Annotated in this window: 26 protein-coding genes and 1 tRNA gene; 16 read left to right on the forward strand and 11 right to left on the reverse strand. The window is 70.7% G+C overall.

Features of this window, described 5'->3' with window-relative positions; all coding sequences use genetic code 11:
* Nucleotides 1-32 precede the first annotated feature (32 nt).
* Nucleotides 33-1,658, reverse strand: coding sequence for a bacterio-opsin activator domain-containing protein (locus IEX84_RS00685; protein WP_188869057.1), 1,626 nt, complete (start codon nt 1,656-1,658; stop codon nt 33-35).
* A gap of 162 nt (nt 1,659-1,820) precedes the next feature.
* Between IEX84_RS00685 and IEX84_RS00690 the strand changes: the two genes are divergently transcribed.
* Nucleotides 1,821-2,132, forward strand: a complete 312-nt coding sequence (locus IEX84_RS00690) for a hypothetical protein (protein WP_188869058.1) — start codon at nt 1,821-1,823, stop codon at nt 2,130-2,132.
* 45 nt (nt 2,133-2,177) lie between these two features.
* Nucleotides 2,178-3,212: a DNA-methyltransferase gene (locus tag IEX84_RS00695; protein WP_188869059.1), complete on the forward strand. Its 1,035-nt coding sequence runs from the start codon at nt 2,178-2,180 to the stop codon at nt 3,210-3,212.
* A gap of 19 nt (nt 3,213-3,231) precedes the next feature.
* On the opposite strand, the gene IEX84_RS00700 is transcribed toward IEX84_RS00695, so the two are convergent.
* The 3 genes from IEX84_RS00700 to IEX84_RS00710 form a co-directional block, all read right to left on the reverse strand.
* Nucleotides 3,232-3,306 (reverse strand) — tRNA-Val (locus tag IEX84_RS00700).
* Between the two features lie 94 nt (nt 3,307-3,400).
* Complete coding sequence (locus IEX84_RS00705; protein WP_188869060.1) at nt 3,401-3,934, reverse strand: cob(I)yrinic acid a,c-diamide adenosyltransferase; 534 nt, start codon at nt 3,932-3,934, stop codon at nt 3,401-3,403.
* Nucleotides 3,931-4,200 (reverse strand): glutaredoxin family protein, encoded by a 270-nt coding sequence (locus tag IEX84_RS00710; RefSeq protein ID WP_188869061.1) that lies wholly within the window; start codon nt 4,198-4,200, stop codon nt 3,931-3,933. Before IEX84_RS00710 ends, IEX84_RS00705 begins: the two co-directional genes overlap by 4 nt.
* 123 nt (nt 4,201-4,323) lie before the next feature.
* Between IEX84_RS00710 and IEX84_RS00715 the strand changes: the two genes are divergently transcribed.
* On the forward strand, nt 4,324-4,746 hold the full coding sequence (locus tag IEX84_RS00715; RefSeq protein WP_188869062.1) for a methylated-DNA--[protein]-cysteine S-methyltransferase: 423 nt from the start codon (nt 4,324-4,326) through the stop codon (nt 4,744-4,746).
* 49 nt (nt 4,747-4,795) lie between these two features.
* Nucleotides 4,796-4,963, forward strand: coding sequence for a DUF7838 family putative zinc beta-ribbon protein (locus IEX84_RS00720; RefSeq protein ID WP_188869063.1), 168 nt, complete (start codon nt 4,796-4,798; stop codon nt 4,961-4,963).
* Nucleotides 4,964-5,005: 42 nt separating this feature from the next.
* On the opposite strand, the gene IEX84_RS00725 is transcribed toward IEX84_RS00720, so the two are convergent.
* Both IEX84_RS00725 and IEX84_RS00730 read right to left on the reverse strand, forming a co-directional pair.
* Nucleotides 5,006-5,395: a DoxX family protein gene (locus IEX84_RS00725; protein WP_188869064.1), complete on the reverse strand. Its 390-nt coding sequence runs from the start codon at nt 5,393-5,395 to the stop codon at nt 5,006-5,008.
* A 131-nt stretch (nt 5,396-5,526) separates the two neighbouring features.
* Nucleotides 5,527-7,191: a hypothetical protein gene (locus tag IEX84_RS00730; RefSeq protein ID WP_188869065.1), complete on the reverse strand. Its 1,665-nt coding sequence runs from the start codon at nt 7,189-7,191 to the stop codon at nt 5,527-5,529.
* Nucleotides 7,192-7,310: 119 nt separating this feature from the next.
* Between IEX84_RS00730 and IEX84_RS00735 the strand changes: the two genes are divergently transcribed.
* From IEX84_RS00735 to hmgB, 7 genes are all read left to right on the forward strand, one after another.
* Nucleotides 7,311-8,051, forward strand: a complete 741-nt coding sequence (locus IEX84_RS00735) for an SDR family oxidoreductase (protein WP_188869066.1) — start codon at nt 7,311-7,313, stop codon at nt 8,049-8,051.
* A 60-nt stretch (nt 8,052-8,111) separates the two neighbouring features.
* Complete coding sequence (locus tag IEX84_RS00740) at nt 8,112-8,558, forward strand: NYN domain-containing protein (protein ID WP_188869067.1); 447 nt, start codon at nt 8,112-8,114, stop codon at nt 8,556-8,558.
* A gap of 33 nt (nt 8,559-8,591) precedes the next feature.
* On the forward strand, nt 8,592-9,437 hold the full coding sequence (locus tag IEX84_RS00745; protein WP_188869068.1) for a TatD family hydrolase: 846 nt from the start codon (nt 8,592-8,594) through the stop codon (nt 9,435-9,437).
* A gap of 120 nt (nt 9,438-9,557) precedes the next feature.
* Nucleotides 9,558-10,145, forward strand: coding sequence for a DUF2150 family protein (locus tag IEX84_RS00750; RefSeq protein ID WP_188869069.1), 588 nt, complete (start codon nt 9,558-9,560; stop codon nt 10,143-10,145).
* A 39-nt stretch (nt 10,146-10,184) separates the two neighbouring features.
* A complete protein-coding gene (locus IEX84_RS00755) occupies nt 10,185-12,008 on the forward strand; it encodes a hypothetical protein (protein WP_188869070.1) in 1,824 nt (607 codons plus the stop codon).
* A gap of 90 nt (nt 12,009-12,098) precedes the next feature.
* Nucleotides 12,099-13,733 carry a hypothetical protein gene (locus tag IEX84_RS00760; RefSeq protein WP_188869071.1) on the forward strand — a complete coding sequence of 545 codons (1,635 nt, stop codon included), beginning with the start codon at nt 12,099-12,101 and terminating at the stop codon, nt 13,731-13,733.
* 65 nt (nt 13,734-13,798) lie between these two features.
* Entirely contained in the window at nt 13,799-15,136 is a 1,338-nt protein-coding gene (gene hmgB / locus IEX84_RS00765) for a hydroxymethylglutaryl-CoA synthase (RefSeq protein WP_188869072.1), read from the forward strand.
* 236 nt (nt 15,137-15,372) lie between these two features.
* On the opposite strand, the gene IEX84_RS00770 is transcribed toward hmgB, so the two are convergent.
* The 3 genes from IEX84_RS00770 to IEX84_RS00780 form a co-directional block, all read right to left on the reverse strand.
* Nucleotides 15,373-16,452: a sensor histidine kinase gene (locus IEX84_RS00770; RefSeq protein WP_188869073.1), complete on the reverse strand. Its 1,080-nt coding sequence runs from the start codon at nt 16,450-16,452 to the stop codon at nt 15,373-15,375.
* Nucleotides 16,453-16,621: 169 nt separating this feature from the next.
* Complete coding sequence (locus IEX84_RS00775) at nt 16,622-17,332, reverse strand: helix-turn-helix domain-containing protein (protein ID WP_188869074.1); 711 nt, start codon at nt 17,330-17,332, stop codon at nt 16,622-16,624.
* A 69-nt stretch (nt 17,333-17,401) separates the two neighbouring features.
* Nucleotides 17,402-17,968, reverse strand: a complete 567-nt coding sequence (locus IEX84_RS00780; RefSeq protein ID WP_188869075.1) for a transporter — start codon at nt 17,966-17,968, stop codon at nt 17,402-17,404.
* 136 nt (nt 17,969-18,104) lie between these two features.
* Here IEX84_RS00780 and IEX84_RS00785 point away from each other — a divergent pair, with 136 nt between their 5' ends.
* The 4 genes from IEX84_RS00785 (at nt 18,105) to IEX84_RS00800 (ending at nt 22,930) form a co-directional block, all read left to right on the forward strand.
* A complete protein-coding gene (locus tag IEX84_RS00785; protein WP_188869076.1) occupies nt 18,105-19,106 on the forward strand; it encodes a beta propeller repeat protein in 1,002 nt (333 codons plus the stop codon).
* Between the two features lie 57 nt (nt 19,107-19,163).
* Entirely contained in the window at nt 19,164-19,628 is a 465-nt protein-coding gene (locus tag IEX84_RS00790) for a universal stress protein (RefSeq protein ID WP_188869077.1), read from the forward strand.
* Between the two features lie 49 nt (nt 19,629-19,677).
* Nucleotides 19,678-21,150 carry a replication factor C large subunit gene (locus tag IEX84_RS00795; RefSeq protein ID WP_188869078.1) on the forward strand — a complete coding sequence of 491 codons (1,473 nt, stop codon included), beginning with the start codon at nt 19,678-19,680 and terminating at the stop codon, nt 21,148-21,150.
* A 463-nt stretch (nt 21,151-21,613) separates the two neighbouring features.
* Nucleotides 21,614-22,930: an NAD(P)/FAD-dependent oxidoreductase gene (locus tag IEX84_RS00800; RefSeq protein WP_188869079.1), complete on the forward strand. Its 1,317-nt coding sequence runs from the start codon at nt 21,614-21,616 to the stop codon at nt 22,928-22,930.
* Between the two features lie 13 nt (nt 22,931-22,943).
* Here the strand turns inward: IEX84_RS00800 and IEX84_RS00805 are convergent, their stop codons facing one another.
* Nucleotides 22,944-23,525 (reverse strand): DUF6149 family protein, encoded by a 582-nt coding sequence (locus tag IEX84_RS00805; protein WP_188869080.1) that lies wholly within the window; start codon nt 23,523-23,525, stop codon nt 22,944-22,946.
* Nucleotides 23,526-23,655: 130 nt separating this feature from the next.
* On the opposite strand from IEX84_RS00805, the gene IEX84_RS00810 reads away from it, so the two are divergent.
* Nucleotides 23,656-24,900, forward strand: coding sequence for an NAD(P)/FAD-dependent oxidoreductase (locus tag IEX84_RS00810; protein ID WP_188869081.1), 1,245 nt, complete (start codon nt 23,656-23,658; stop codon nt 24,898-24,900).
* A gap of 68 nt (nt 24,901-24,968) precedes the next feature.
* Here the strand turns inward: IEX84_RS00810 and IEX84_RS00815 are convergent, their stop codons facing one another.
* Nucleotides 24,969-25,280, reverse strand: a complete 312-nt coding sequence (locus tag IEX84_RS00815) for a hypothetical protein (protein WP_188869082.1) — start codon at nt 25,278-25,280, stop codon at nt 24,969-24,971.
* Nucleotides 25,281-25,319 lie beyond the last annotated feature (39 nt).

The raw sequence follows: 25,319 nt of genomic DNA on the forward strand, positions 1-25,319 counted from the left end.
GTCGTGTCGTCGGTCGCAGTAGGCGTCGAACGTCAGTCGAAGAACGCGTCGAAGAGTTTGCGCTCGCCCGCGCGGAAGTGCTGGTAGAAGGTGGGCGGCGAGACGTCCATCGTCTCCGCGATTTCCTCGCCGCTCGACTCACGGGGCCACTCCAGATAGCCGGCGTGGTAGGCCGCCCGGAGCGCGGTGCGCTGGCGGTCGGTGAGGTCGTCGCGCACGTCCTCGCGCACGTCCGCGAAGGCCTCGGGGTCGCGTTCGACCTCGCGCTTCGAGACGAGGTCGGCGCGCGGGTGGAGCCGACGGACGTGATCGACGAGGCCGCGGACGTCCGCGTCCGGGGCCGTCTGCACGACGAAGCGCGCCTCGCCGTTCGCGGCGGTCGCGTCGTCGACGCGGGCACCCGCGGCCGCGAGCGTCGAGACGACGCCGTCCTCGGCGAGCGAGAGCTCCACCAGCCCGCCGTCCGCCGTCTCGCGGACGACGCGCGCACGACTCGTCACGTCGTCGAGGGCGTCGAGGGCGCGCTCGGGCGCACACCCGTCGACGTCGACGTAGAGCGCGGAGCGCTCGCCGTCGCCCGGGACGAACCCTTCGAGGGTCAGCGTACAGTCACAGCGCTCCGTCGCCGCGACGAGCGGCGAGCCGTCGGTGACGCGGAGTTCGAGTTCGAGGAGCGTGTCCGCGTGGAGGAGCTTGCGCTGCTCGCTCGACCGGATGGCCTTCGCGACGATTCGCCCGACGTCGCCGAGCGCGTCCGTGATCCCGTCGAACGCGCCCGGTTGGGTCGCGTAGAGGCAGATGACGCCGTACGTCGTACCGTCGAGGGCGACGGGGACGGCCGCGACTGCGCGGAAGCCGTGTTCGCGGGCGGCCTCGCGCCACGGACCGAACTGCGGGGCGTCGCGGACGTCCGCGACCGCCGTGACGTCGGTCGTGTCGAGCGCGCGCCCCGCGGGCCCACAGCCCGTCGCCGTGTCGTCCGTCGTCACCTCCACGACGTCGAGGTACTCCTCCGGCGACCCCGGCCCGGAGCCCGCCCACGCGGACGGCTCGACCATCGCGGACGCGAGGCGCGGCCGACCGAACCACGCGAACGCGTGCGGGTCGTGGTCGGCGATGCGCTCGCAGGCGACGCGCTCGATGTCGCGTCGCTCGTCGGCGTCGACGACGGCACGCGCGAGGTCGCGGACGAGCGCGTCGACGCGCTCGATTCGGTCGCGCTCCTCGCGGAGTCGGTGGCGCTCGCGGGCGGCGACCGACAGCGGGTCGGCGACGCGACAGACCGCCGCGAGGTACCGCGTGCCCTCGCTCGGGACGTCGCGGACGTCGACGAGGAGCGACGTCGTGCCGCGGTCCCCGCGCACGGTGAGCGACGCGTCGCCCCAGGGGAGGGACGCGTCCGGGTCGGCGTGGCGCTCGCGCAGCACCTCGTACCCCGAATCGGGGTCGGCGTCGGGGAGGAGCGTCGCGAGCGCCGCGCCGCGGAGGGCGGCCGCGTCCCGCCCGACGATGCGCTCCACGTCGTCGCTCGCATCGACGATTGTGTCGTCCGGCGCGACGACGACAACGGGGTCGGCCGCGTCGTGGACGAGCGTCTGATAGAGCGGCACGTTCCGGAGGGCGGCCGGCGTCAGGTCGGTCGGCGGGGGTGTCGTCATTGGTCGTGTCTCCGTGTACGGGGGGTACACACGTTCGCGGCCGCCGCGCGGGTCCGCGTCCGAGGAAGGGCGGACGGCCGTCGCCCCGGCCGACCCGGGGCGCGTTACTCCCGACTATGCCGACCCAGGGGGTTAAAGGTGTCCGCGTCCCCACGCTCGCCCATGCCGGCCGACACCGCTCGGGGTCGTCTCCCCGGGTTCTTCTACCGGTTCGCCCACCCGGCGCTCGCCGTCGTCAGCACCGTCGGGAGCCTCCTCTGGCTCGCCGGCTTCGCCCTCGCGGGCGCCGGCGTCGCGCTCCGCGCGAGCGACCCCACGACCGCGTACGCCCTCTTCTACTACGGGTCGCTCGTCAGCCTCGCCGGCATCGCCGGCATCGCCGCCGTCGTCGCCTACCTCGTCGTCCTCTGGCTCCTCCGCGACGTCCTCGACGTGCTCGACTGGGAGAAACCCGAACCCGGCGCGCGCCGATAGCGACGCATCCGAACCGTTAATCCCCCGGGAGTGCCACGCTCTCGCATGGAGACCACCCACCGCGTCGTCGCCGACGACGCGCGGGACCTCACCGCCCTCGACGACGACAGCGTCGACCTCGTCGTCACCTCCCCGCCCTACCCGATGGTCGAGATGTGGGACGACCTCTTCTGCGACCTCGACCCCGCGGTCGGCGACGCGCTCGACGCCGGCGACGGCCAGCGCGCCTACGACGCCATGCATCGCGTCCTCGACGACGTCTGGGACGAGGTCGCGCGCGTCCTCGCGCCCGGCGGCCTCGCCTGCCTCGACGTCGGCGACGCCACCCGGACCGTCGAGAACTACCGCGTCTACCGCAACCACGCCCGAATCGCCGACGCGTTCACGGAACGCGGCTTCCACCCACTCCCGAGCGTCCTCTGGCGCAAACCCACGAACACCGCCGCGAAGTTCATGGGGAGCGGCACCCTCCCGCCGAACGCCTACGTCACCCTCGAACACGAACACGTCCTCGTCCTCCGCAACGGCCCCGAACCCCGCGACTTCCCGCCCCACGACCCCGACCGCTACGCCGCCGCGTACTTCTGGGAGGAACGCAACCGGTGGTTCAGCGACGTCTGGACGGACGTCCGGGGCCGCCGCCAGTCACTCCCGGCCGCGCGCGGCGAGCGCGAACGCTCCGCCGCCTACCCCTTCGAGATACCGTATCGTCTCATCAACATGTTCAGCGTTCGGGGCGACACGGTCCTCGACCCCTTCTGGGGGACCGGCACCACGACGCTCGCCGCGATGGCCGCCGCACGCAACTCCGTCGGCTACGAACTCGACGACGGCCTCGTCGAGGGCTTCGCCGAGCGACTCGACGGCGTCGAAGATTTCAGCGCCGACGTCGCCCGCGACCGCCTGGAGCGCCACCGCGAGTTCGTCCGCGACGCCGACACCGCCTTCGACTACGACGCCACCCACTACGACGTCCCCGTCAAGACCAAACGCGAACGCGACATCCGCCTCTACCGGGTGTCAGAGGTCGAAGCAGAAGGGTGGGGCTACCGGACGACACACGAACAACTCGGGGAGTGAGAGACGTCGGCGAGGAGAGTGGGTCGGGGCGGATTCGAACCGCCGGCCTGCTCCGTGTGAAGGAGCCGTCATAACCGGACTAGACCACCGACCCGCACGACGTGGTAGCGGCAGGGCGGACTTAAGGTTGCTTATTCGACCCCGGCGCCACCCACACGAGCCGAAACCGTATCGCGGAATGCGGTGTATCAGTAGGTGGGTTCGTCCTCCGGGACGCCGTCGCGGGCGTTGAGGAGGCGCGCGAGCGTGAACAGCGCGTCGGAGAGTCGGTTGAGGTAGACGACGACGGTCTCGTTGATGGCCTCGTGCTCGGCGAGCGCGACGGCGCGGCGTTCGGCGCGGCGGGCGACGGAGCGGGCGTGGTGGAGGGACGCACCGGCGTCGCTGCCGCCGGGGAGGACGAAGTGCGTGAGGGGGTCGAGTTCGTCGTCGGCGTCGTCGATCCACCCCTCGACCGTCTCGACGTGCGACTCCGTTATCCGGGGGTCGTCGTCCGCGGGCTCGGGGTTTGCGAGGTCGGCCTGCGCGACGTGGAGGTGGTTCTGGGCGTCCCGGAGGGCGCTATCGACGTCGTCGTAGCCCGTGGGGAGGGCGACGCCGAGGAGGCTGTTCACCTCGTCGACGGTCCCGTAGGCCTCGATTCGGGGGTTCGTCTTGGAGACGCGCTCTGCCCCGCGGAGGTCGGTGCGGCCCTCGTCGCCGCGGCCGGTGTAGATGGTCACGTCTCGCTCCCGCTCTCACTCCCGACGTCGGCGAGCGTGCGCTCGACGTACTCGCAGATGTTCTCGGATTCGGGCATCGTGACGCCGCGTTCGTCGTCGACGAGGACGGGGACGGCGCGCTGCCCGCTGATGCGCTTCACGTCGTCGCGCTCGGAGTGCAGGGCGGCCGTCCACACCGTCTCGTAGTCGACGTCGTGCGCGTCGAGGGCGTCGTGGACCCGCTCGCAGTAGGGACACCCCTCCAGCGCGTAGAGCGTGATACTCACGCCCACGTGTGGGTGGCGCGGGGCAAAGAAGGTCCCGCCTGCGCGACGCGTGACCGACGGCCACGCCCGCGCCCTCTATCGGAGCGAGTGAGCCTTATCCGTCAGCGTGCTCTTTCGGGAGGCGTGCGATACACGGCCTTCGGGGCGACGTTCGAGTTCGACACGGCCCAGCTCGACGCCGACGAGGCGGCGCTCCGCGAGCAGCTCGCGGCGTACGAACGCGGGGAGCGCGAGGGCTTCGACGTCGACGTGGCGTACCCCGAGGGGTTCACGGGCGAGGTGATGGCCGCGATGGCGGCGATCCCGTACGGGGAGACGCGGACGTACGGCGAGCTCGCGGCGACGCTCGACAGCGCGGCGGTCGCGGTGGGGCAGGCCTGCGGGCGGAACACCCTCCCGCTCGTCGTCCCGTGTCACCGCGTCGTCGCGGCGGACGGCCTGGGCGGGTTCTCGCTCGACCACCCGGACGCGCTCGGGGTGAAGCGCCGGCTCCTCGAACACGAGGGCGCGCGGGACGGCCCGCGGCAGGCGACGCTCCCGGTGTAGCGCGCTCGGTCCCGATACGTTAAACACCCTCGCGCGTCGACCCGGAGGCATGGCCACGGAACTCGAACACGACTGTCCGGAGTGCGAGGAGGAGCAGACGTTCTACCGTGCGGCGGCGACGAACCTGCACCTCGGGCTGAAGACGAAGTGGTACTGCCCGGAGTGTGACTACGGCTTCGTCCGCGTGAACGGCGACATCGACTCCTCGACGGCGTAAGCGAAAGAAACAGCTTTTCGGTTTTCGGCTTCTCGCGGTCGTTCAGTCCTGCGTGGCGTGCTCGTAGAACGCGATGGCCGCGCCGAGCAGCGTGAGGTTCTGCAGGAAGGACGTGAGCTCCTCGCCGCGCGACTCCTCGTCGACGTTCCAGAAGTCGTGCATGAGCGGCGTGACGCCGACGAAGAACCCGGCGATGCCGGCGGCGGCGAGCCGCGGGAGCTTCCAGAAGCCGATGCTCGCGCTCCCGCCGAGGAGGAGCGCGCTCGCCGCGGGGACGAGTTTGTCGGCGGCGGGGACGCCCTTCGCGTCCGCGTAGGCGATGCGGCCGTCGAGGTTGGTGAGGTTTCGAACGGCGAGGATGGCGAGACCGCTCGCGAAGAGGAGGCGGCTCAGTCGTGACGGGACGCTGCCCGTCTCGTCGGAATCCGTCATCGCCACGAGTGGACGACAGCGAGGGGTATAGGCGTCTCTCTCTCCGAGAGTACCGCCGGTATCGCTCGACGTCGCCGACGAAGATAAACCGCATGTGGGGATAGAGAATCCGGGGTCCGGCGACGAGACCCCTAGTAGGGTCCCGGGTCGCGCGGTCGGCGGTCGACGACGCCGGGGTCCGCGCTCCCGACGGCGGTCGGGTCGCTCTCGGTGAGGAAGTCGTGGAGGTCGGGGATGTCGGCGAGCGACGGGCCGGTGTCGTCGCTCGGGGGTCTCGGTGCCGGGCCGACGCCGCCCGTCGCGCGCGTCGCGCGCCGCTCGCGGTCGGTCGCGTCCTCGTTCGCGGCGTCGTCGCGTTTCGCGGCGACGCGCTCGCGCGAGCGCTCCAACCCCGCGGCCTCGTAGTGCTCGCGGGCAGCGTCGAGGTGCGTCTCGACGGCACCGGCCTCCTCGCGGCGGGCGAGGAGCGCGAGGCGCTCGTGGCGCTGCCCGCGGAGGTGGTGGCGGACCTCATCGGCGCGCGCGTCGGGAATCGCGTAGTCGTCGAGGGCGTCGAGACCGTCCTCGATGACGTCGACGGCCGCGGCGTGGTCGCCGGCGGCGGAGCGCGCGTTCGACGCCACGACCGTCCGGCTGTAGAGGGGGTCCCACGGCGTCACGTCGTCGTCCGGGCACTCCTCGGCGATTCGGCGGGCGCGCTCGAAGGCGGCGACGGCGAGCGCGTGGTTCGTCGCGCTCCGGTGGCGGTGGCCGACGGCGCGGGCGCGCTCGTAGCGCGCGCGGACACGTATCCAGTCGAGGTCGGCGGGGACGGCGGCGAGCGCGCCGTCGTAGCAGAGTTCGTCCGCGCGGGCGTCCGTGCGGCTCGTCTCGCCCGTCCAGTAGTAGGCGTTGGCGAGCACGTAGCGGAACGTCTCGCGGGAGCGGCGGCTCGCGGGCCCGCAGAGCGCGCGCCACGCCGCACCGCGCTCGGCGTAGTCGGCGTCGAGCGCACGCTCCTTCAGGCGGGCGTAGTCGCCGCCGTCGCCGCCCGCACCCGCGACGTCGCGGGCCGCGTCGATTCCGCTATCACGGGCGAGCGCGGCGAGCCAGTACGCCCGGAAGCGACCGTCGTCGCGGTGCGCGAGGCGGACGAGGTCGTAGCCGAGCGCGCGGACGTCGTCGAGACCGTGGACGGCGACGAGGTCGCCGAGCGCGTCGAGGGCCTCGACGTCGCCGATTCCCTCGACCGAATCGAGCCCGTCGGCGAGCGTCTCGAAGGCGTCGGGCTCGTCGACGGCGAGGCCGTTCGTCCCGCGCGCGGCCGCCCGGCAGAGCGCGTAGCGCCGGGCGTGGAGGTCGTCCGAGGCCGCCCCGCTCGCCGACGCGAGGGCGTCGACGAGCGCGACGACCCCCTCGGTGTCGAGGGCGTGCGCACAGGCGTGAACGGCCGCGGTCGCGGAGCCGTGGTGGTCGGCGAGCGCGCGCGCGGCCGTGTCGTCCCCGCGGAGGGCCGCGGTGAGGTGGCCGCCGAGCGTCGGGTCGGAAAGCGGGAGGGCGGTCCGCCCGTCGTCGGTGGCGAGGCGGAGGCGGGCGACGCCCACGCCGTCGGGGACGACGACCGTGAGCCGGTCGCCGTCGCCCTCGCGCGTCAGGCGCACGCGCTCGTCGGGCGTCGAGGCCGCGACGTCCGCGGGGAGTCGGCAGTCGTAGCGGCGGCGCGGGTCGTCGCCGTCCTCGTGCGCCCCGGCGACGCGCGAGACGGTGGCCTCGCGGCCGTCGGCGAGCGTGTGCGTCCAGCGGAAGCGTTGCGCCATTCGTTCGCCCGGAGGGGCTCGTCGGGTTTCACCGCCACGGTCCGGGGGCGTCGCGGGCGGCCGCGGCGCGACGTGCCGATTCCCCGGAGACCAATGGGGCGAGGTGCATAGAGGGAGGTATGATCGAAGACGACAGCGTCGCGCTCGTCACGGGTGCATCGTCGGGTATCGGTGCCGAGACCGCCGTCCAGCTCGCGGAAGCCGGTGCCGACGTCGCGCTCGCCGCGCGCCGCGAAGACCGCCTGCGCGAGGTCGCAGAACGCGTCGAGGCGACGGGGAGCGAGGCACTCGTCGTCCCCGCGGACGTCAGCGAACGCGACGAGGTCGTCCGGATGGTCGCGGACACCGTCGACGAGCTCGGCGGGCTCGACGTCCTCGTGAACAACGCGGGCGTGATGCTCCTCGAGGCCGTCGCGGACGCCGACCCGGCGAACTGGCGGACGATGATCGAGGTGAACCTCATCGGGCTGATGAACGCGACGAAGGAGGCCCTGCCGCACCTCCGCGATGGGGGCCACGTCATCAACGTCTCCTCGGTCGCGGGCCGCGTCGCCGGCGAGACCTCCAGCGGGTACAGCGCCACGAAGTTCGGCGTCAACGCCTTCACGGAGGGCCTCCGACAGGAGGAGGCCGACGACGGGCTGCGGACGACGCTCATCGAGCCCGGGTTCGTCGAGACGGAGCTCGCCGACCACATCCCGGACGAGGACATCCAGGACCACACGGAGGAGATGCTGCAGGAGATGGACGTCCTCCAGCCGGAAGACATCGCGCGCGCCATCGTCTACGCGACCGACCAGCCCGAGCACGTCAGCGTCAACGAGCTGATGGTGCGCCCGACCGGGCAGGCCCAGCCGTAGCGCGCCGACGCCGGGCCGAGCTTTCGCCACCGCTTTACTCGCGGCCGACGAGTGACAGGTATGGAACGGCTCCGTGACGCCTTGACGGGCGGCGAGAGGGGCGTCGCGCTCTTCGTCGACGGCCCGAACGTCCTGCGCGACGAGTTCGACGTCGACCTCGACGACGTGCTGCACGCGGCCCGCGAGGAGGGACGCCTCGTGGTCTCGCGGCTCTACCTCGACGAGCACGCGACGCCCGGCCTCATCCAGGCGGGCGAGGCGCGCGGCTACGACGTCCGCGTGACGAGCGGCGACGTCGACGTGAAGCTCGCCGTGGACGCGACCGAACTCGTGTTGAGCGAGCACGTCGACCTGCTCGCCGTCGCCTCGCGCGACACCGACTTCAAGCCCGTCCTGGAGAAGGCGTCCGCGAACGGCGTCGGGACGCTCGCCATCGCGCCCGGGGAACACGGCCGCTCGGACGCGCTGCGGAACGCCGCGGACGACGCGCTCGTCCTCGAAGACTGAGCTTTTTCACGGCTGGCGCGCGGACGTCGACGCATGCGCGATTTGGGCACCCCGGTACTCGACGACCACCTACATCTCGACCGCGAGGGCGCGCGCGGCATCGACGCCGTGCGGGAGTTCGCGCGGGCGGGCGGCACGCACCTGCTCGTGGTGAACAAGCCCTCGTGGCACCTCGGCGTCGAGGCGGAGACGGGCGCGGACTTCCGGGCCGTCTTCGAGGAGACTGAGCGTATCGTCGCGGACGCGAGCGAGGAACTCCGCGGGCGTGCGTGGCCGGTGTTGGGCGTGCACCCCGGCCTGATCAGTCGCCTCGTCGACGAGCGCGGCTTCGGGCCCGACGAGGCCGCGGACCTAATGTGCGCGGGCCTCGACGCCGCCGCGGAGTACGCCGCCGAGGGCGACGCGGTCGCGCTGAAGTCGGGTCGGCCCCACTACGAGGTGAGCGACGCGGTGTGGGACGCCTCGAACCGCGTGCTGCGCCACGCGCTCGAACGCGCGGCGGAGACGGGCGTCGCCCTCCAGTTGCACACGGAGGCGACGGAGGACCTGACGGACGTCGCGGCGTGGGCCGAGGACGCCGGCCAGCCGCCCGAGCGCGTCGTGAAACACTACGCGAGCGGGACGCTCGCGGGCGTGACGAAGAGCGTGATGTGTGAAAAGGACTACCTCGATGAGGCCGTCGACTCGGGCGAACCGTTCCTGATGGAGACGGACTACGTGGACGATACCGACCGGCCGGGTGCCGTGATGGGCCCGAAGACGGTGCCCCGGCGGGTCGCGTGGCTCCAGGAGCGCGGCGACGACGAGGCGGTGCGCCGGGCGCACGTCGAGACCCCAGAGGCCGTCTACGGAATCGACACCGAGGCGACGCTCGACTGACGGGGCGAGCGAGCGCGCAGCGACGCGAGCGCCGAAGCGGGCGCGAGGCGGGCGTGCGACGCCGTGGCGCGCCGTCGCGCATAGGAAAGGCATTTGTCCCGCGCTCCGGACGTATGGGGTATGAGCGACACCGAGGAGGAGTTCTACTCCGCCGAACGCTGGCAGAACTGGCTCGACCGCCTCCGCGACGAGGAACTCGACCCCGAGGACGAGGACTCCGCGCGCCTGCTCTACAACCTCCAGGACGACGTCGCCATCGCCGTGGCGAAGATCGTCTCCGCGTATCAGGACGACGAGCTCGGCGACGAGGAGGCGATGGAGGAGCTGGAGTCGATCCGCGAGGTCGTCCTCGCCGAACCCGACTTCGACGACGAGGACAAGCGGATGCTCGTCGAGGGCGTCCAGACGAGCCTCGTCGCCGTCTTCTACTCCGCGGACGTCTACGTCTCGAACGGGCCCGCCGACGAGGCGAGCGCGCAGGAGTACGTCGAGGCGGCCGCGGCCGCAGAGCAGGACGAGGAGTTCGACCGCGCGCTCGACCTCACCGCGGGCGCGGGCTCGCAGCTCTTCGAGGGCGCGGAGGTCGACGTCTCCATCACCGAGGAGCTGGAGTACGGCCCGCTGACGGACTGGCTGAGCGGCCTCGACAGCCTCCAGAGCGCCCTCGCCGACCCCGAGGTCATCGAGGACGACGAGGAGTCGGCGTAGCCGTCGAGTTTACCACCACCCGGGCGCAACTACGAGCACATGAACGACCGGAGGGCCGTCGCCGGACTCGTCGGCGCGGTGTTGCTGTTCGGCATCCTCGTCATCTCCCTCTCACTCTACCAGGCCCAGGTCGTTCCGAGCGAGAACCAGCGCACGGAGTTCGAGCACAGCCAGCACGTCCAGAACCAGATGGAGGACGTCCGTAACGCGCTTTTGCGGACGGCGTGGTCGGGCAACAGCCAACCCACCTCGGTGACGCTCGGTACGCGCTACCCGAGCCGGACCGTCGCGGTGAACCCGCCGCCCGCGACGGGCAGATTGGCGACGGAGGAGTTGGGGACCATCCGGATTACCGACGTCACCGCCGCGAGCGGGCCCGAGGGGTTACGGGAGTACCTCGATAGCCGGAACAACACCCTCACGTACGACACGAGCGCGCTCGTCTACGCGCCGGACTACAACGAGTATCGGAGCGCCCCCCGGACGGTCTACGAGAACACCCTCCTCTACAACAACTTCACGAGCGGCAGCGGTAATCGGTACCTGCCGCTCACGGGTGACTCGCTCGTCTCCGGGGACCGCGTCTCGCTCGTCGTCCTCACGGGCGAGTACAGCGAGAACGGCGTCGGGAGCGCGACGGTCGACCCCGAGGCGGTGAGTACGCCACGGGGCGGCGTCTCCGTGAATGGGTCGCTGAACGTCTCGCTGCCGACGCGGTACGACGGAACGGGTACGACGTGGAGCGACCTGCTCCCGACGGCCGCGAGCGAGAGTGGTGGCCGGGTGAACGTCTCGACGGTCGGCGACACGCGCCTGCGTATCGGGGCCGTGAGCGTCGGGTCCGGGGCGACGAGCGAGCCGGCATACATCACGGCGGTGTCACAGCGGCGCTCGGGTGACGGGGTTTACACCCTCACGGCGCGGGTCAACGACGAGTACCTCAACCCACGGTCGGGTACCGTCGTGAACGCGAGCGCGGCGAGCGGGAGCATCACGCGTCCGTCACGGACGTCCGGTGCGGACGGAGAGGTCGCGTTCGAGTACGAGCCGCCGGATACGCCCGGGACGTACGACGTCGACGTCTGGTTCGGCCCGAACGGAACCGACGGTCCGCGAGCGCAGTGGGAGACGTTCGGCGTGACGGTCCCGGACCAGACCGGTGGTGGTGGCGGTGGAACCGGGAGCGGTGGAACCGGGAGCGGCGACCAGGGCGGCCCGGCTATCAACTGGCGGCTCGACGACTTATCGAACCCGAACCAGGACCGCGTGAACTACGTCGCGTCGTATTCGGTGACGAACACGAACAGCTCGTTCGACCACGTCGAGGTCGCGTTCAACGACAACGATGGGAGCGCGCAGGGGACGGAGCAGAGCACGGCCACGCGAGGGGGCGTCGAGTACACGGCGGGCAACGGTGCGAAGGACAGTTGGGACGTTACGCTCAAGGTCGTCTACGCGTCCGGCGGGTCGGAGTACGTCGCGGCGTCGCGGCAGTTCACGGACACCGCCGACGCGATCAACCCCACCAGCAACGCGAACCTCGGTGACGCCGGGTCGCCGACTATCGGTTCGTTCGACGTTACCGACGACTCCACCGGCAGCGGGCCCGAGTACACCATCTCGTACGGCGTCGCAAACACCGGTCGGTTTAGCCACGTTCGGGGGGCGCTCCTCAGCACCGGGAGCGGCGGCTACGACATAAAGCGGCGGAGCGCGTCGTCCGGTTCCATCGACCTCAGGCCGAACTACGGCGATAGCTTCGTCACGAAACTCCTCGTCTACGACGACGACGGCGTGGTGGTCGCGTACGCCGCGACGGAGCCGGACCAGGCGGACGGGAACGACCCGGCGCGTGCGACGTGAGGGCCCCCGGTTCCGTCGTCCCCCGTCACCGACCGGGTAGCTCCCGTGACCACCGCATCCTTTAGGCTTGTTGGCGTCTAACACACCGTCATGAGGGACGAGCGCGCGGTCGCGGGGCTGGTCGGTGCGATTCTGTTGTTCGGGATGCTCGTCGTCGCGCTGTCGCTCTATCAGGCGCAGGTCGTTCCGTCGGAGAACGCGCGGGTGGAGTTCGACCACAGCCAGCAGGTGGGGAACGACCTCGTCGAGGTGCGAAACGCGCTCCTGCGGACGGCGTGGTCGGGCGACGCGCAACCGACGGCGGTGTCGCTCGGCACGCGCTATCCCGAGCGGGCGTTCGCGCTGAACCCGCCCCCGGCGACCGGGACGCTCGCGACGCGGAACTTCTCGGGCGCGTCGACGGTCATCATCTCGAACCTCACGCGCGCGAACGTCGGCGAGGGCCTCAGCGAGTACGCGGGCGACGACGGGGCGCTCTCCATCCCGACGAAGCGGCTCGTCTACACGCCCCACTACAACGAGTACGGGAGCGCGCCGACGACGACCTACGAGAACACCGTGTTGTACGACCGCTTCGGGCGGGCGGCGGGCGAGCGCACGCTCGCGCGGACCGGCCAGCGGCTCGTGACGCCGGAGCGCGTCTCGGTGGTGGCTCTGACGGGTGAGTACACCGAGAGCGGCGTCGGGAGCGTGGCGCTCGACCCCGAAGCGGTGAGTGCCGGGAGCGGCGCGGGGTCGTCGTTCGCGGGGCCGGTGACGGTCTCGGTGCCCACCGCGCTCCCCTCGGAGGGGGCGAGCGGGACGTCGTGGAACTCGCTGGTCGCGGCGGACACGACACTACGCGGTGACGACGGGCGGCTGAACGTGACGCTCGCGCCGGGAACGCGGCTGCGGGTGGCGGCGGTGAGCGTGGGCGCGACGCCGGAGCGTGCCTCACCGGCGTACCTGTCGCGGGAGTCGAGGGACGCGACGATGGCGGCGGGCGAGCGTCGCCCGTTCACCGTGCGGGTCAACGACGCGTCCCTCAATCCCGTCGAGGGCGTGGCGGTGAGCGCGTCGGTCGCGGGTGACGGCGAACTCGTGGACGGCGACGCGGTCGTGACGGGCGCGGACGGGACGGCGTCGTTCGCGTACCGCGCGGGACCGAGCGACGGCGCGGTGACGGTCTGGGTCGATAGCGCGTCGCCGGGCGACCCCGGCAGTCCGAAGACGACGACGTTCGACGTGAGCGTCCCCGACGGCGGCGGGAGCGACGGCAGCGGGAGCGACGGGAGCGGTGACGGTTCCGGTGACGCGGCGACGCTCACGTACAACGGCGACGCCGGGCCGTACAACGGCGGGAACACCATCCGGTTCTCGATGTCCGCGAACGCGGACGCGACGATAACGGGCGTGAACGTCTCGGTCGAGGGCGCGGCGTGGCTGTGGGACGAGAGCGGTGGGCAACCGGAGGTCAGGGTCGGGAACGGCGCGTACGACGCGAACGTCGACGACGCGCCGAATAGCGCGAACGACTACTACCGGCTCGGGACGGCGGTGGACCTGACGAGCGACGCGACGGTGAGCGCGGGCGAGACCGTCACGGTCGAGATGCAGAACTTCCGGCGGGACGGGAACGACCGACCGGGTGGGAGCGTGGACGTCCAGAACGAACGCGTGCGGATCACGTTCGCGTTCGCCGACGGCTCGACGCAGACGCTCTCGTTCACGAACGGCGCGTACTGAGGTGTTCGTCACCCGTCGAACGGCCTATCGACAGACACATACGCCAGTTTCGTGAATGACGGGCCATGACAGCCGTCGGCATCGACGCGGTCGAGGTCTGGACCGGTAAGTTGTCGCTCGACCTCGCCGAGACGTTCGCCCCGGAGCAGGGCGACGACCCGGCGAAGTACACGAAGGGGCTCGGGCTCCGCGAGAGTTCGTTCCCGGACGCCCACGAGGACATCGTGACGATGGGTGCGAACGCCGCCCACCGGCTGATGGAGCGAAAGAGCCTGACGCCCGAGGACGTCGGGCGCATCGACGTCGCCACGGAGTCGGCGTTCGACAACTCGAAGCCCGTCTCGACGTACATCGCGGGGTGTCTCGAACAGGTGTACGACGGGGACTTCCACCACGCGAACAAGGGCGAGCGGAAGTTCGCCTGTATCGCGGGGACGCAGAGCCTCGACGACGCGTGCAACTGGATACGCGCGGGGCGCAACCGCGGCCGGGGCGCGCTCGTCATCGCGAGCGACACGGCGCTCTACGAGCGCGGCGACGCGGGCGAGGCGACGCAGGGCGCGGGCGCGGTGGCGATGTGGGTCACCGAGGACCCCGCGCTGGTCGAACTCTCCGTCGAGCAGGGGTACGGCTCGGCGGACGAGACGGACTTCCTGAAGCCGAACCAGCAGTTCCCGAGCGTCGACGGGAAGCGCTCGATTCAGGTCTACCTCGCGCGGATGCGCGAGGCGCTGGAGGACTTCGAGAGCGTCGCGGGCGACGTCGGCCCCGACGACTACGCGTACGCGCCGTTCCACACGCCGTATCCGGGGATGGTGCGCAAGGCCGCGCTCCTCGCGTACCGGCACACGACCCGCGGAACGGACGTCGAGGACGCCCTCGCGGAGGACATCGGTCGCCAACCGCGCCGGGAGGCGTTCGACGACGAGAGCGCGTTCGAGGACGCCGTGAGCGACTACACGGACGCGCTGAAGGAGCGCTCCGAGTACCGCGAGTGGTACGACGCGCGCATCGAGCCGACGCTGGCGATAAGCGAGCGCGTCGGGAACTGGTACACGGGGTCGGTCCACCTCGCGCGTCTCTCGGCGCTCCACCACGCCGCGGCGAACGGCCGGGACCTCGCGGGTGAAAAGTTGCTCGTCGCCTCCTACGGGTCGGGCGCGCAGGCGGAGGTCCACGCCGAGACGGTTCGTGACGGGTGGCGCGAGGAGGTCGACGCGCTCTCGATATTCGACCGTGTCGAGTCGCGCTACGACCTCAGTTTCGCGGAGTACGAGCGGGTGCACGACCGACACAACCACGCGAAGCAGGCGGAACTGGACGCCTTCACGACGCCCGAGGACGAGTTCGTCTTCGACGGCTGGGGGCCGATGAACGAGCGGACGTATCGGTACGTGGAGTAACGCGGTTCCGGAGGAACCGCGGAAGGCTGAACGGCGGAGCCGTGAGGAGTGAAGTGGGGCCGAGCGTAGCGAGGGCCCACTACGGACGAGCGGGGAGGCACGACCCGCGAGTAACGCGGTTCCGGAGGAACCGCGGAAGACTGAACGGCGGAGCCGTGAGGAGTGCGTGTCCCCCCGCTCCGCTCGGCCCACGGGCACGCGAACGGAGCCAACTATCGTGAGGGCGAGCGGTCGCCTCAGAGCGGTGTGGGGCGTTCGACGCCGCGGAACTCGAAGCGCGCACCGCCGTCGTCGCTCTCGGTGATGTCGAGGTCCCAGCCGTGGGCGTCGGCTATCTCTGCGACGATGGCGAGCCCGAAGCCGGTGCCGTCGTCGGCGTCGGTGTAGCCGGCGTCGAGGACGTCGTCGCGTCTCGACGGGGGGATGCCGGGGCCGTCGTCGGCCACGTAGAACCCCGCGCCGTCGTCGAGGTCGTCGACGGTGACGGAGACGTCGGTGCCGCCGTGCCGGACGCTGTTGGCGAAGAGGTTCTCGAAGACCTGCCGGAGACGGGCGGGGTCGGCGGCGATCCGCTCGCTGTCGTCGAGGTCGACGGAGAGGTCGACGTCGCACTCGGCGTCGGCGGCGGCACGCCAGCACTCCTCGACGAGCGTCGTGACGTCGACGGGCTCGGGGTCGGTGACGGTCCGGCCGTCGCGGGCGAGGGTGAGGGTGTCCTCGACGATGGTCTCCATGCGTTCGAGGGCGTCCTCGACGACGGCGAGGTGTTCGTCGGCCTCGTCGGGGTGCTCGCGCGCGACGTCGAGGCGCGCTTTGGCGAGCGTGAGCGGGTTACGGAGGTCGTGGGAGACGACGCCCGCGAACTCGTCGAGGCGTTCGGCGCGGCGGGTGAGCTCGGCGGTCTGTTCTTCGAGCTCGCGGCGCTGGGCCTCCTGGGCGACGACCCAGCGGCGGAGCCCGAAGAAGAGACAGAGCGCGCCGAGGGGAGCCGTCACGTCGCCGAAGACGAAGTCGAACCAGAAGGGCTGGCGGACGAGTTCGTCGAGGACCTCGACGAGCGCGAAGACGTGGACGAGGGTCGTCCCGGCCATGAAGGGCCAGTAGAGGTCGAACTCGGTACGGAGGCGTTGGACGATAGTCACGCCCCCAAGGAGGAGGACGGCGAAGACGGCGTCGAGGGCGACGCTGAGCGTCGTCGTCGGGATTCGCGGGAACGCCCGGAGCTGGTAGACGGTGAGGACGACGGAGCAGATCGCGACGGCGGCCGCTGGCCAGTAGGATATCGGGGTGTCGACGGTCAAGCTCCGCGCGGCCATTCGTGTCACGGTAGAGTGAGGAGTCGTCTAAGTGTTATGGCAGCCGAGTCGGGTCGGGCGGACGAGGAATCGACCGCCGCCGGGCGCACGAGCCGCGAACGTGACTGGCTCCGTAAATGACTGGCCGGGAGGGGACGCGTCCCGGAAGGCGGGGGAGCGGCGGCGGCGTTCAGTCGGCGAGCGAGCGGAGCGCGTCGAGCATCTCGTCGACCGGCGTCGTGCAGACGGCGAGGGAGAAGCCGTCGCGCTGGGCGAGGCGGGGTGCGTGCTCCCAGAGGTCGTCCTCGGAGAGACCGTGGAGGAGGACGGCGTTCGGCGTCGGGTTGACGACGCGGAGGGCGACGAGCGGCGACTCGCCGCGCGTGACGCCGGTGAAGCCGAGGACGCGGTTCGTCGACTGCCCGTAGAGCCGGTAGAACTCGTCGCTGGAGAGTCTGGTGATGGCTTTGATGCTGTCGATGATGGTGTGGCCGCTGACGCGCTCACGGTCGCCGGCGACGACCTCCGTGGCGCCGATGGCGTCGTAGACGTCGGCGAGCGGGACGGTCGCCGGGTACTCGCGGAGGTCGAGGACGACGTCGCTCTCGAAGCCCGCGGAGAGGACGCGTGCGTACTGGCGGATGCGGTCGCCACCACGACGTTCGTCGATGTCGAGGAGCGCGACGACGAGCCGCGAGACGAGGCCGATGCCCGGGCTCTCGCGACGACCGCTCTCGTAGTCGGAGATGACGGAGGAGGAAACGTCGAGTTGGTCCGCGAGTTCGGTCTGGGAGACGTCGAAGTCGGTGCGCCACTTACGCAGGGTCGCGCCGGGGTCGTCGCTGAGGGTGATCTCGCCCGCGATGCGTTCCGCGAGGCCGGCGCGCGCGTCCGAATCCATACACCCCACAACCGGGTACGTGACCTAAGGCGTATCGGAGCGGGTTCGACAGGTGCCGATACCGTGCGGTCAGTCGCTCGTGAGCGCGGCGAGCGCGCCGCCGAGCGCCCCGAAGACGACGGGGTAGACGACGCCGGCGAGGACGAGGCCGAGGACGACCGCGGGCCCCATCCACGTGCCGTCGCTCGTGACGCGGACCGCGAAGACGCCGGCCCACGCGGGAATCGCGTAGCCGAGCGAGACGACGGTCCCGCAGAGCGCGCCGTCGCGGGGCGTGTCGAGGCCGACGTAGCGCACGAGGACGACCCCCGCGACGAGTAGGAACAGCGGCGGGAGGACGTAGAGCAACTGGGGGGCGTTGCCGCCCGCGATGAGGTTCGTCGCCGCCCGCCCGCCGCCGAGGGCCGGGCGCGTGACGTCGACGAAGTGGGCGTTGTAGAGGAGCCAGCCGACGACCTTCCACGCGGGGATACCCTGGCCGCCGAGGAGTTCGATGACCGCGTTGAGTCCCTGGAGGTTCTCGCGCACGCGGTTCGCCTGCCAGAGGTAGACCACGAGGTATTCGAGGGCGAAGGCGACGACGCCGGTGACGGCCGCGGGGAGCCACGGGACGGCGCGTGACGTGTCGTGTGCCATGGGACGGGCTTCGACGGGCGACGCAAAAGTCGTTGCGTCGGTTTCGAGCGCCAAGCGTGCGCGGCGACGTCGACGCCCGCGCGAACGCACAGTAGCCACCAACCTGAAACGGGTCGCGGCCGAAGCGTCGCGCACGATGAGTGACGTCTCGCGCCGTCGATTCCTCGGTGCCGCGGCGGGGGCCGCGCTCGCGTGGGGTGCGACCGGGAGCGCGAGCGCCGCGGGCGCGACAGGGACGGGAACCGACGGCGACTGGCGCGTGGTCGACGCGCCCACCAGTCGGGCGCTCCACGACGTCGCGCGGGCGGGCGGTCGCGTGTACGCCGTCGGCGGTGGCGGCGTCGTCCTCGAACGCACCCGCGACGGGGAGTGGCGCGTTCTCGCGGCGAACGGTCCGGACGGGAACGGCTCGAACCTCCACGCGGCCGCGAGCGACGGCGAGCGGGTCTGGGTCGCGGGCGCGAGCGGTGCGCTCGCCGTCCTCGACGCCGCGGCGGGCGACGTCACCACGCATCGCGCGCCCGATGACGTGACGAACCAGTTCACGAGCCTCGCGCTCGTCGAGTCGGGCGACGACGCGACCGTCCACGTGGCCGATAGCTCCGGGCAGGTCCACGTCTCGCGCGGCCGGAGGGGTGATGGACGCGACTGGACGCACGTCACGCCCGGGAGCGGGGCGGCGATTCGCGACGTGACCGCCGACGGGGAGCGCGTCGTCGCGGTCGACGCGAACGCGGCCGTCTTCGAGACGCGCGACGGCGGGGCGTCGTGGGACCGTCTCGGCATCGACGACGCGGACGCGGCGCTGCGCGGCGTCGCGCTCGCGGGCGGGACGGCGCACGTCGTCGGCGGCGCGCTCTACAGCGAGACGGGGGCAGAGGACGGCTGGGACGTCGCCGACCCGTGCGGGGCGACGCTCGCCGACGTCGAAATCGGGCCGTGTGGCTGCGTCCACGCCGTCGGCGCGAACGGCACCGTCCTCCACCGCCCCGGCCACGGTATCCCCGCGGGGGCGACGTTGGCGAAGTGGCTCGGCCGCTGGGAGACGGCACACCCGGTTTCGAGCGGGCTCGACGCGCTCGTCCTCGGCGACCCGCACGTCGCCGTCGGCGCGAACGGCACGGTCGTCGAGCGCTGACGGCGCGCCGTCCACCGGGGGCGTAGTATTATGGCGGTCCGTGATGGACGGGGAGGTATGGATGCGACGCTCGATACGGTACTGGTCGCGCTCAGCCCGGCGGTCACCGACGAGAACGCCGACAGACTGCTCGACGCCGCGATGCGGGTCGCCGGCCCGGCCAAGGCGACGGTCGTCCTGACCTACGTCGTCTCGGGCGAGGAGTTCCTCGACGCCGCCGAGCGCCTCGGCCACGAGGGGGCGGACCGGGACGACGCGAGCGAGGTTCTCGCGGACCACGAAACGATCCAGCGCCTCGGCGCGACGCTCGACGACCACGGAATCGGCTACGAGGTTCGGGGCGCGGTCGGGAAGGTGGCGGAGGAGGTCGTCGCCGCCGCGGGCGAGGTCGACGCCGACCAGGTCTTCGTCTCCGGGCGGCCGCGCTCACCGACCGGGAAGGCCGTCTTCGGGAGCACCGCCCAGGACATCATCCTCGACTCGCCGTGCCCCGTGACGTACGTCGCCGCGCAGTCCGACTAGGGAGCGCGGGTCGGAACACCTAACCGCGGTTCGCGTCTCTTCTCGCGTAATGGTTGACTGGACGGAGAAGTACCGCCCGACGACGCTCTCGGAGGTCCGCGGGAACGACTCGGCCCGCGACGACCTCAAGCAGTGGGCGGAGACGTGGGACGACCACCGCGAGGCCGTCATCGTCCACGGAAGCCCCGGCGTCGGCAAGACGTCCGCGGCGCACGCGCTCGCCAACGACATGGGGTGGGACGCGATCGAGCTGAACGCGAGCGACACGCGCACGAAGGACGTCATCGAGCGCGTCGCGGGCGAAGCCGCGAAATCCGGCACGCTCGGCGGCGGCACCGGCGGGCGCAAACTCGTCGTCATGGACGAGGCCGACAACATCCACGGGAACGCCGACCGGGGCGGCGCGCGCGCCGTCACGCGCCTCGTGAAGGAGGCCACCCAGCCGATGGTGCTCATCGCCAACGACTACTACGACATGTCGAACGCCCTCCGGAACGCCTGCCGGGAGATCGAGTTCCGCGACGTCGGCAAGCGCTCCATCGTCCCCGTCCTCCGCGACGTCTGTCGCCGAGAGGGCATCACGTACGAGGACGCAGCGCTCTCCGCGCTCGCCCAGAAGAACGCCGGCGACCTCCGTTCGGCGATCAACGACCTCCAGGCGCTCGCCGAGGAACACGAGGTGCTCACCGAGGACGACATCGTCACGGGCGAGCGCGACACCACCGAGGGCATCTTCGACTTCCTCGACGACGTCATCAAGGAGAAGGGCGCAGAGGAGTCGCTCTACGCCGCCTACGACGTCGACGAGACGCCAGACGACCTCCTCAACTGGGTCGAGGACAACGTCCCGAAGGACTACTCGGGCGCGGAGTTGGCCGACGCCTACGGCTTCCTCGTGAACGCCGACAAGTGGCTCGGGCGCGTGCGCGCCACCCAGGACTACTCCTACTGGCGCTACGCGACCGACAACGTCGCCGCCGGCGTCGCCGCCGCCCGCCGAGAGCCCAAGGGCGGATGGACGCGCTACGGGCCGCCCTCCTACTGGTCGAAGCTCGGCCGGACGAAGGGCACCCGGAACACCCGCGACTACGTCGCCCGGAAGATAGCGGAGCAATCGGGCTGCTCGATGGCGACCGCCCGCCGCGAGGTCATGCCGTTCCTCGCCGCGATGACGCACCACTGCAAGCCCCGCGAACTCACCGTGGCGATGGCCGCCGCCTACGACCTGGAGGAAGAACACGTCGCCTTCGTCACCGGCAGCGGGAAGGACACGAACAAGGTGCAGGACATCGTCGCCGACGCCGAGGCGTCGAAGGCCGAAGCTGCCGTCGAACACTCCGGGGGCGCGTTCGCCGGTCAGGCCAGCGTCGAGGACGTCGACGCCAGCGAAAGCGGCGACACGGGCGAGGACGAGGGCGACGACACCGACGAGGACGTCTTCGTCGACGACGAGGAAGCCGACACGAAGAGCGACGACGCCGAGGACGACGACATGCAGAGCGGCCTCGACGAGTTCTTCTAAACGACCTTTTGCTGTGCGCGGGCTTCGCCCGCGCTGGCAAACGCTCGGCCATCGGGAGAAGCGTCGTTCCTTCCTGTGCAGCGAGGCGACTCCATCGTCTCGCACGCAAAGGCCGGTCGGACCACCGTCGGTGGTCCTCGGGCCTCGCGCTGACGCGCGAGTGAACCGCGCGATCCACGCGAGGGCTGCGGGCCCGAGTGTGGGTCAGTGAGAACGGTGTTCTCACTCGACTACCGGTCTCTTCGAGCCACTCGTCGCGCGGACGCTAGCCGCGGGGACCGTTACAGATAGCCCGCGTACCTACCGCGAGCGACCGGCAGGAGCGAGCGGACCAAGAGCCGACCAACGGGAGGCTCGCAGGCTTTTGGCCGACCTTTTGCAAGCGCAGGCGCGGCGAAGCCGCGCCAAGCGCTGCAAAAGGTCGTTCCGAAACCCTAACCCCGACTCTCCCTGAATCGGTGGTATGATCGGGATCGTCGGCGGCGGAATCGCGGGGTTGGCGGCGGCGCGGCGGTTACAGGCCGCGGGCCGCGAGGTGACGGTATTCGAGACGTCCGAGGAGGTCGGCGGGCTCGCGGCGACGTACGAGACGCGGGGGGACCGTCTGGAGAAGTTCTACCACCACCTCTCGGGGAGCGAGGAGACCATCGTCGAACTCATCGAGGAGCTCGGGCTCGGCGACGACCTGACGTGGCCCATCGGGAAGAACGCCTACTACATCGACGGGACGATTCACCCGATGGACAAACCCTGGGAGATTCTCGCGTTCCCCCACTGGAACCTCTACGACACCTTCCGGCTGGGGATGCTCGTCCTCGACGTCGACGTTCGCGGGGGGGTCCCCTCGTTCGACTCCTACGAGGACCTGCGGGACTACGAGGACGTCCCCGTGAAGGAGTTCTGCATCGAACACACGACGCGGAACGTCTACGAGACGTTCTTCGAACCCCTCCTGGAGGCGAAGTTCGGCGAGCGCGCGGAGGACGTCTCGGCGGCGTGGCTCCTCGGGCGCATCAAGTTCCGCGGGGAGCGCGACCTCCTGAAGGGCGAACCCCTCGGCTACCTGCGCGGGGGCTTCGGTCGTCTGCTCGACGAACTCCTGCGCGACGTCGGGACGGCGACGGTGGAGACGAACACGCGCGTCACCGACCTCTCGTTCGGCGAGGCCGGCGTGGAGGCGCTCACCGCCGAATCGGGGGACGGGACGACGGAGACGCACGACGTCGATTCGGTCGTCGTCGCGGCGATGCCGACCGTCCTCGAATCGCTCACGGGCTACGAGTGCGACATCGAGTTCCAGGGGACGGTCTGTTCCGTGGTCTCCATGTCGGAGTCGCTCACGGACACCTACTGGCTGAACGTCGCGGACGACGCTCCCTTCGGCGCGCTGATCGAGCACACGAACTTCGTCGACGAGTCGCACTACGGCGGCGAGCACCTCCTCTACGTCCCGAAGTACGTCCAGGGTCCCGAGGACGAGGTCTGGCAGATGGACGACGACGAGGTCGCGGAGACGTGGCTCGCGGGCATCGAGTCGCTCTTCCCCGACTTCGAGCGCTCGCAGGTCAACTGGGTGAAGACGGCGCGCAACCCCCGGACGGCACCGATATACGAGCGGGGCTACCTCGACATGGTGGTGCCCTACGACCTCGCGGACGACGGCGCGCCGGGGGTCTACTACGCGGGGATGGCGAGCGAGGCGCAGTACCCCGAGCGGTCGCTGAACGGCGGTATCGTCGCGGGCTACGAGGTCGCGGACCGCATCACGGGCCGTCGCTAGCGGGCCTCGACGCTCAGCGCTCGGTCGCCCCGGGCGCGTCGTCGACGTCGACGTCCTCGGGGGTCGCTTGGCTGCCGCGTTTCGTCTCGCCGTCGCCGTCCTCGACGTAGACGTCGTCGGCGAACCCGGCTTCGGCGTGCGGGAAGTCGCCCTCCGCCAGGCGTTCGGGCGTCGCGGTGGCCTCCGGGAGCCCGCCCTCGGGGGCGAACTCGCCGAGGAGGTCCTCGACGGTGATGTCGTGGGCCTCGAAGAACTCCCGGTGGCGCTCGTAGTGGGCGTCCACCTCCTCCGGGGGGTACTCCATCATCTCCGCCCACCCGTGGTTGTAGAAGTCGAAGGTGGCGACGACGTGCGTCATCTCGCGGGCCGTCGCCTCGTCGTACCCCGCCTGCAGGGCGGTGAGGTACATCTCGGTGCTGGCGTCGAAGAACGCCTCCAGGTGGGGGATGCGCTCCTCCCGGTACTCCTCGTCGGCCCAGCCGCCGAAGACGGAGACGTGGATGTCCACGAGTTTCTCGTGGACGAGGTCGCCGACGCCGGGCATCTCCAGGGCCTTCTGCGCCGCGAAATGCGTGACGTTCTGCCGCAGCTTCATACGCGACGCGTTGGGGTGCGACCTACAAAGACCCACCCATCGCGGCCGTTCCGTGACACACGGCGGTAACGAGTGCCGGAATCGACAACGGATAGCAATCGACTTTAACCCGGAACGCACAGTGCCGGACATGAGCCAGTCGTTCGTGATCATCGGTGACGGGGTCGCGGGGAGTTCCGCGGCGGAAACGATCCGCGAGCGCGAGCCCGACGCCGACGTCACCATCGTTACAGACGAGGGCGAAGCCCTCTACAACCGTATCCTTATCAAGGAGTACGCCAAGGGGAAACTCCCCGAGGCACCGATCTCCATCCACGACGAGTCGTGGTACGACGAGCGCGACATCGACCTGCGGCTCAACACGCTCGTCACGGGCGTCGACCCCGACGCCCACGTCGTCCACACCCACGAGGGCGACGACCTGGAGTACGACGCGCTGCTCGTCGCCACCGGCGGGACGCCGACGCAGCTCCCGGTCGAGAACAGCGACGCGGAGGGTATCCACCACTTCTGGACGTTCGAGGACGCCCGCCACATCCGCGAGCACGCCGAGACGGCTGACTCCGGCGTCATCGTCGGTGCGGGGCTCCTCGGCATCGACCTCGCGGCTATCTGTGCCGGCCAGGACATCGACGCGAAGTACCTGATGCGTGGCAACCGCTGGTGGCGGTACGCCCTCAGTGAGGACGGCGCGGAGATAATCCACGACGCGCTCGCGGAGAAGGGCATCGAGCCGGTCTTCGAGTCCGGGGCGTCGGGCTTCGAGACGGACGACGACGGCCACGTCGTCGCCACGCTCGGCGGCGACGGCGAGCGCTACGACTCCGAGTTCGTCGGCATCGCCATCGGCCTCAACTTCAACGTCGAGTTCCTGCAGGACACGGACGTCGAGGTCGACGACGGCGTCGTCGTCGACGAGTACATGCGCACCGACGCGGAGGACGTCTACGCGGCGGGCGACATCACGCGCTTCTACGACACGATCCGCGACACGCACGCGCAGAACGGGTCGTGGGGCTCCGCCAAACAGCAGGGTTCCGTCGCGGGCCACGCGATGACCGCGGACGACGTCGAGGACGACGTCGACGAGTTCCGCTGGGTCTCCTCCTACTCCATCACGCACTTCGACTTCCCGTTCCTCTCCTTTGGCTTCCCGACGGACGGCGACGAGCACGCGGAGCGGCGCTACTCGGAGACCGAGTGGCGGCGCCTCGCCTTCGAGGACGGGAAGCTCATCGGCGGCGTCCTCATCGGCGACCTCGCCCCGCAGTCGAAGTACAAACAGCTCATCCGCGCCGAGGCGGACGTCGCCGACCAGTCCGAGGTCCTCCTCCAGCAGAACTTCGAGCTCGAAGAGCTCGACGTCGACCTGTAACACCCGCCGGCAAAACCCGCTTCTTCCTCGTTCGCGTCCAGTTCAGACGCCATCGACCGCGCCGTCCGTCAGACGCCCTCGCTCGCGCCCTCGGCGGCGAGACCGAACCGACCGGCGGCGTAGCGCACCGTGAGACCGAGGCCGACGAAGAGGATTTCGAGCGTCACGCCGCCGATCTCCGTCCACTCGGGGGTAGCGATGCCGAGCATCGGGTCGCCGCCGGCGCTCGTGACCCAGAACACCAGCGTGGCGAGCGTGAAGAGCACGCTCGTCGCGCGCTCGTGCCGGTCGAACCCGGCGTCGAGCCAGATGTAGAGGGCGAACGCCGTCATGAGGACGGCGCCGGTGGTCGAGGTCACGAACAGCAGCGGCCACTCCATACCGGGTACAACGCCTCCGCCCGGGAAGGTGTTGTGGCC

The organism is Halarchaeum rubridurum (assembly GCF_014647115.1).
Lineage (GTDB): Archaea > Halobacteriota > Halobacteria > Halobacteriales > Halobacteriaceae > Halarchaeum > Halarchaeum rubridurum.

Excerpts from the sequence above, each read along its gene's own strand:
- IEX84_RS00685 (WP_188869057.1), bottom strand. The coding sequence starts at position 1,658 with ATGACGACACCCCCGCCGACCGACCTGACGCCGGCCGCCCTCCGGAAC.
- IEX84_RS00690 (WP_188869058.1), top strand. The coding sequence starts at position 1,821 with ATGCCGGCCGACACCGCTCGGGGTCGTCTCCCCGGGTTCTTCTACCGG.
- IEX84_RS00695 (WP_188869059.1), top strand. The coding sequence starts at position 2,178 with ATGGAGACCACCCACCGCGTCGTCGCCGACGACGCGCGGGACCTCACC.
- IEX84_RS00720 (WP_188869063.1), top strand. The coding sequence starts at position 4,796 with ATGGCCACGGAACTCGAACACGACTGTCCGGAGTGCGAGGAGGAGCAG.
- IEX84_RS00725 (WP_188869064.1), bottom strand. The coding sequence starts at position 5,395 with ATGACGGATTCCGACGAGACGGGCAGCGTCCCGTCACGACTGAGCCGC.
- IEX84_RS00730 (WP_188869065.1), bottom strand. The coding sequence starts at position 7,191 with ATGGCGCAACGCTTCCGCTGGACGCACACGCTCGCCGACGGCCGCGAG.
- IEX84_RS00735 (WP_188869066.1), top strand. The coding sequence starts at position 7,311 with ATGATCGAAGACGACAGCGTCGCGCTCGTCACGGGTGCATCGTCGGGT.
- IEX84_RS00740 (WP_188869067.1), top strand. The coding sequence starts at position 8,112 with ATGGAACGGCTCCGTGACGCCTTGACGGGCGGCGAGAGGGGCGTCGCG.
- IEX84_RS00745 (WP_188869068.1), top strand. The coding sequence starts at position 8,592 with ATGCGCGATTTGGGCACCCCGGTACTCGACGACCACCTACATCTCGAC.
- IEX84_RS00750 (WP_188869069.1), top strand. The coding sequence starts at position 9,558 with ATGAGCGACACCGAGGAGGAGTTCTACTCCGCCGAACGCTGGCAGAAC.
- IEX84_RS00755 (WP_188869070.1), top strand. The coding sequence starts at position 10,185 with ATGAACGACCGGAGGGCCGTCGCCGGACTCGTCGGCGCGGTGTTGCTG.
- IEX84_RS00760 (WP_188869071.1), top strand. The coding sequence starts at position 12,099 with ATGAGGGACGAGCGCGCGGTCGCGGGGCTGGTCGGTGCGATTCTGTTG.
- hmgB (WP_188869072.1), top strand. The coding sequence starts at position 13,799 with ATGACAGCCGTCGGCATCGACGCGGTCGAGGTCTGGACCGGTAAGTTG.
- IEX84_RS00770 (WP_188869073.1), bottom strand. The coding sequence starts at position 16,452 with ATGGCCGCGCGGAGCTTGACCGTCGACACCCCGATATCCTACTGGCCA.
- IEX84_RS00775 (WP_188869074.1), bottom strand. The coding sequence starts at position 17,332 with ATGGATTCGGACGCGCGCGCCGGCCTCGCGGAACGCATCGCGGGCGAG.
- IEX84_RS00780 (WP_188869075.1), bottom strand. The coding sequence starts at position 17,968 with ATGGCACACGACACGTCACGCGCCGTCCCGTGGCTCCCCGCGGCCGTC.
- IEX84_RS00785 (WP_188869076.1), top strand. The coding sequence starts at position 18,105 with ATGAGTGACGTCTCGCGCCGTCGATTCCTCGGTGCCGCGGCGGGGGCC.
- IEX84_RS00790 (WP_188869077.1), top strand. The coding sequence starts at position 19,164 with ATGGATGCGACGCTCGATACGGTACTGGTCGCGCTCAGCCCGGCGGTC.
- IEX84_RS00795 (WP_188869078.1), top strand. The coding sequence starts at position 19,678 with ATGGTTGACTGGACGGAGAAGTACCGCCCGACGACGCTCTCGGAGGTC.
- IEX84_RS00800 (WP_188869079.1), top strand. The coding sequence starts at position 21,614 with ATGATCGGGATCGTCGGCGGCGGAATCGCGGGGTTGGCGGCGGCGCGG.
- IEX84_RS00805 (WP_188869080.1), bottom strand. The coding sequence starts at position 23,525 with ATGAAGCTGCGGCAGAACGTCACGCATTTCGCGGCGCAGAAGGCCCTG.
- IEX84_RS00810 (WP_188869081.1), top strand. The coding sequence starts at position 23,656 with ATGAGCCAGTCGTTCGTGATCATCGGTGACGGGGTCGCGGGGAGTTCC.
- IEX84_RS00815 (WP_188869082.1), bottom strand. The coding sequence starts at position 25,280 with ATGGAGTGGCCGCTGCTGTTCGTGACCTCGACCACCGGCGCCGTCCTC.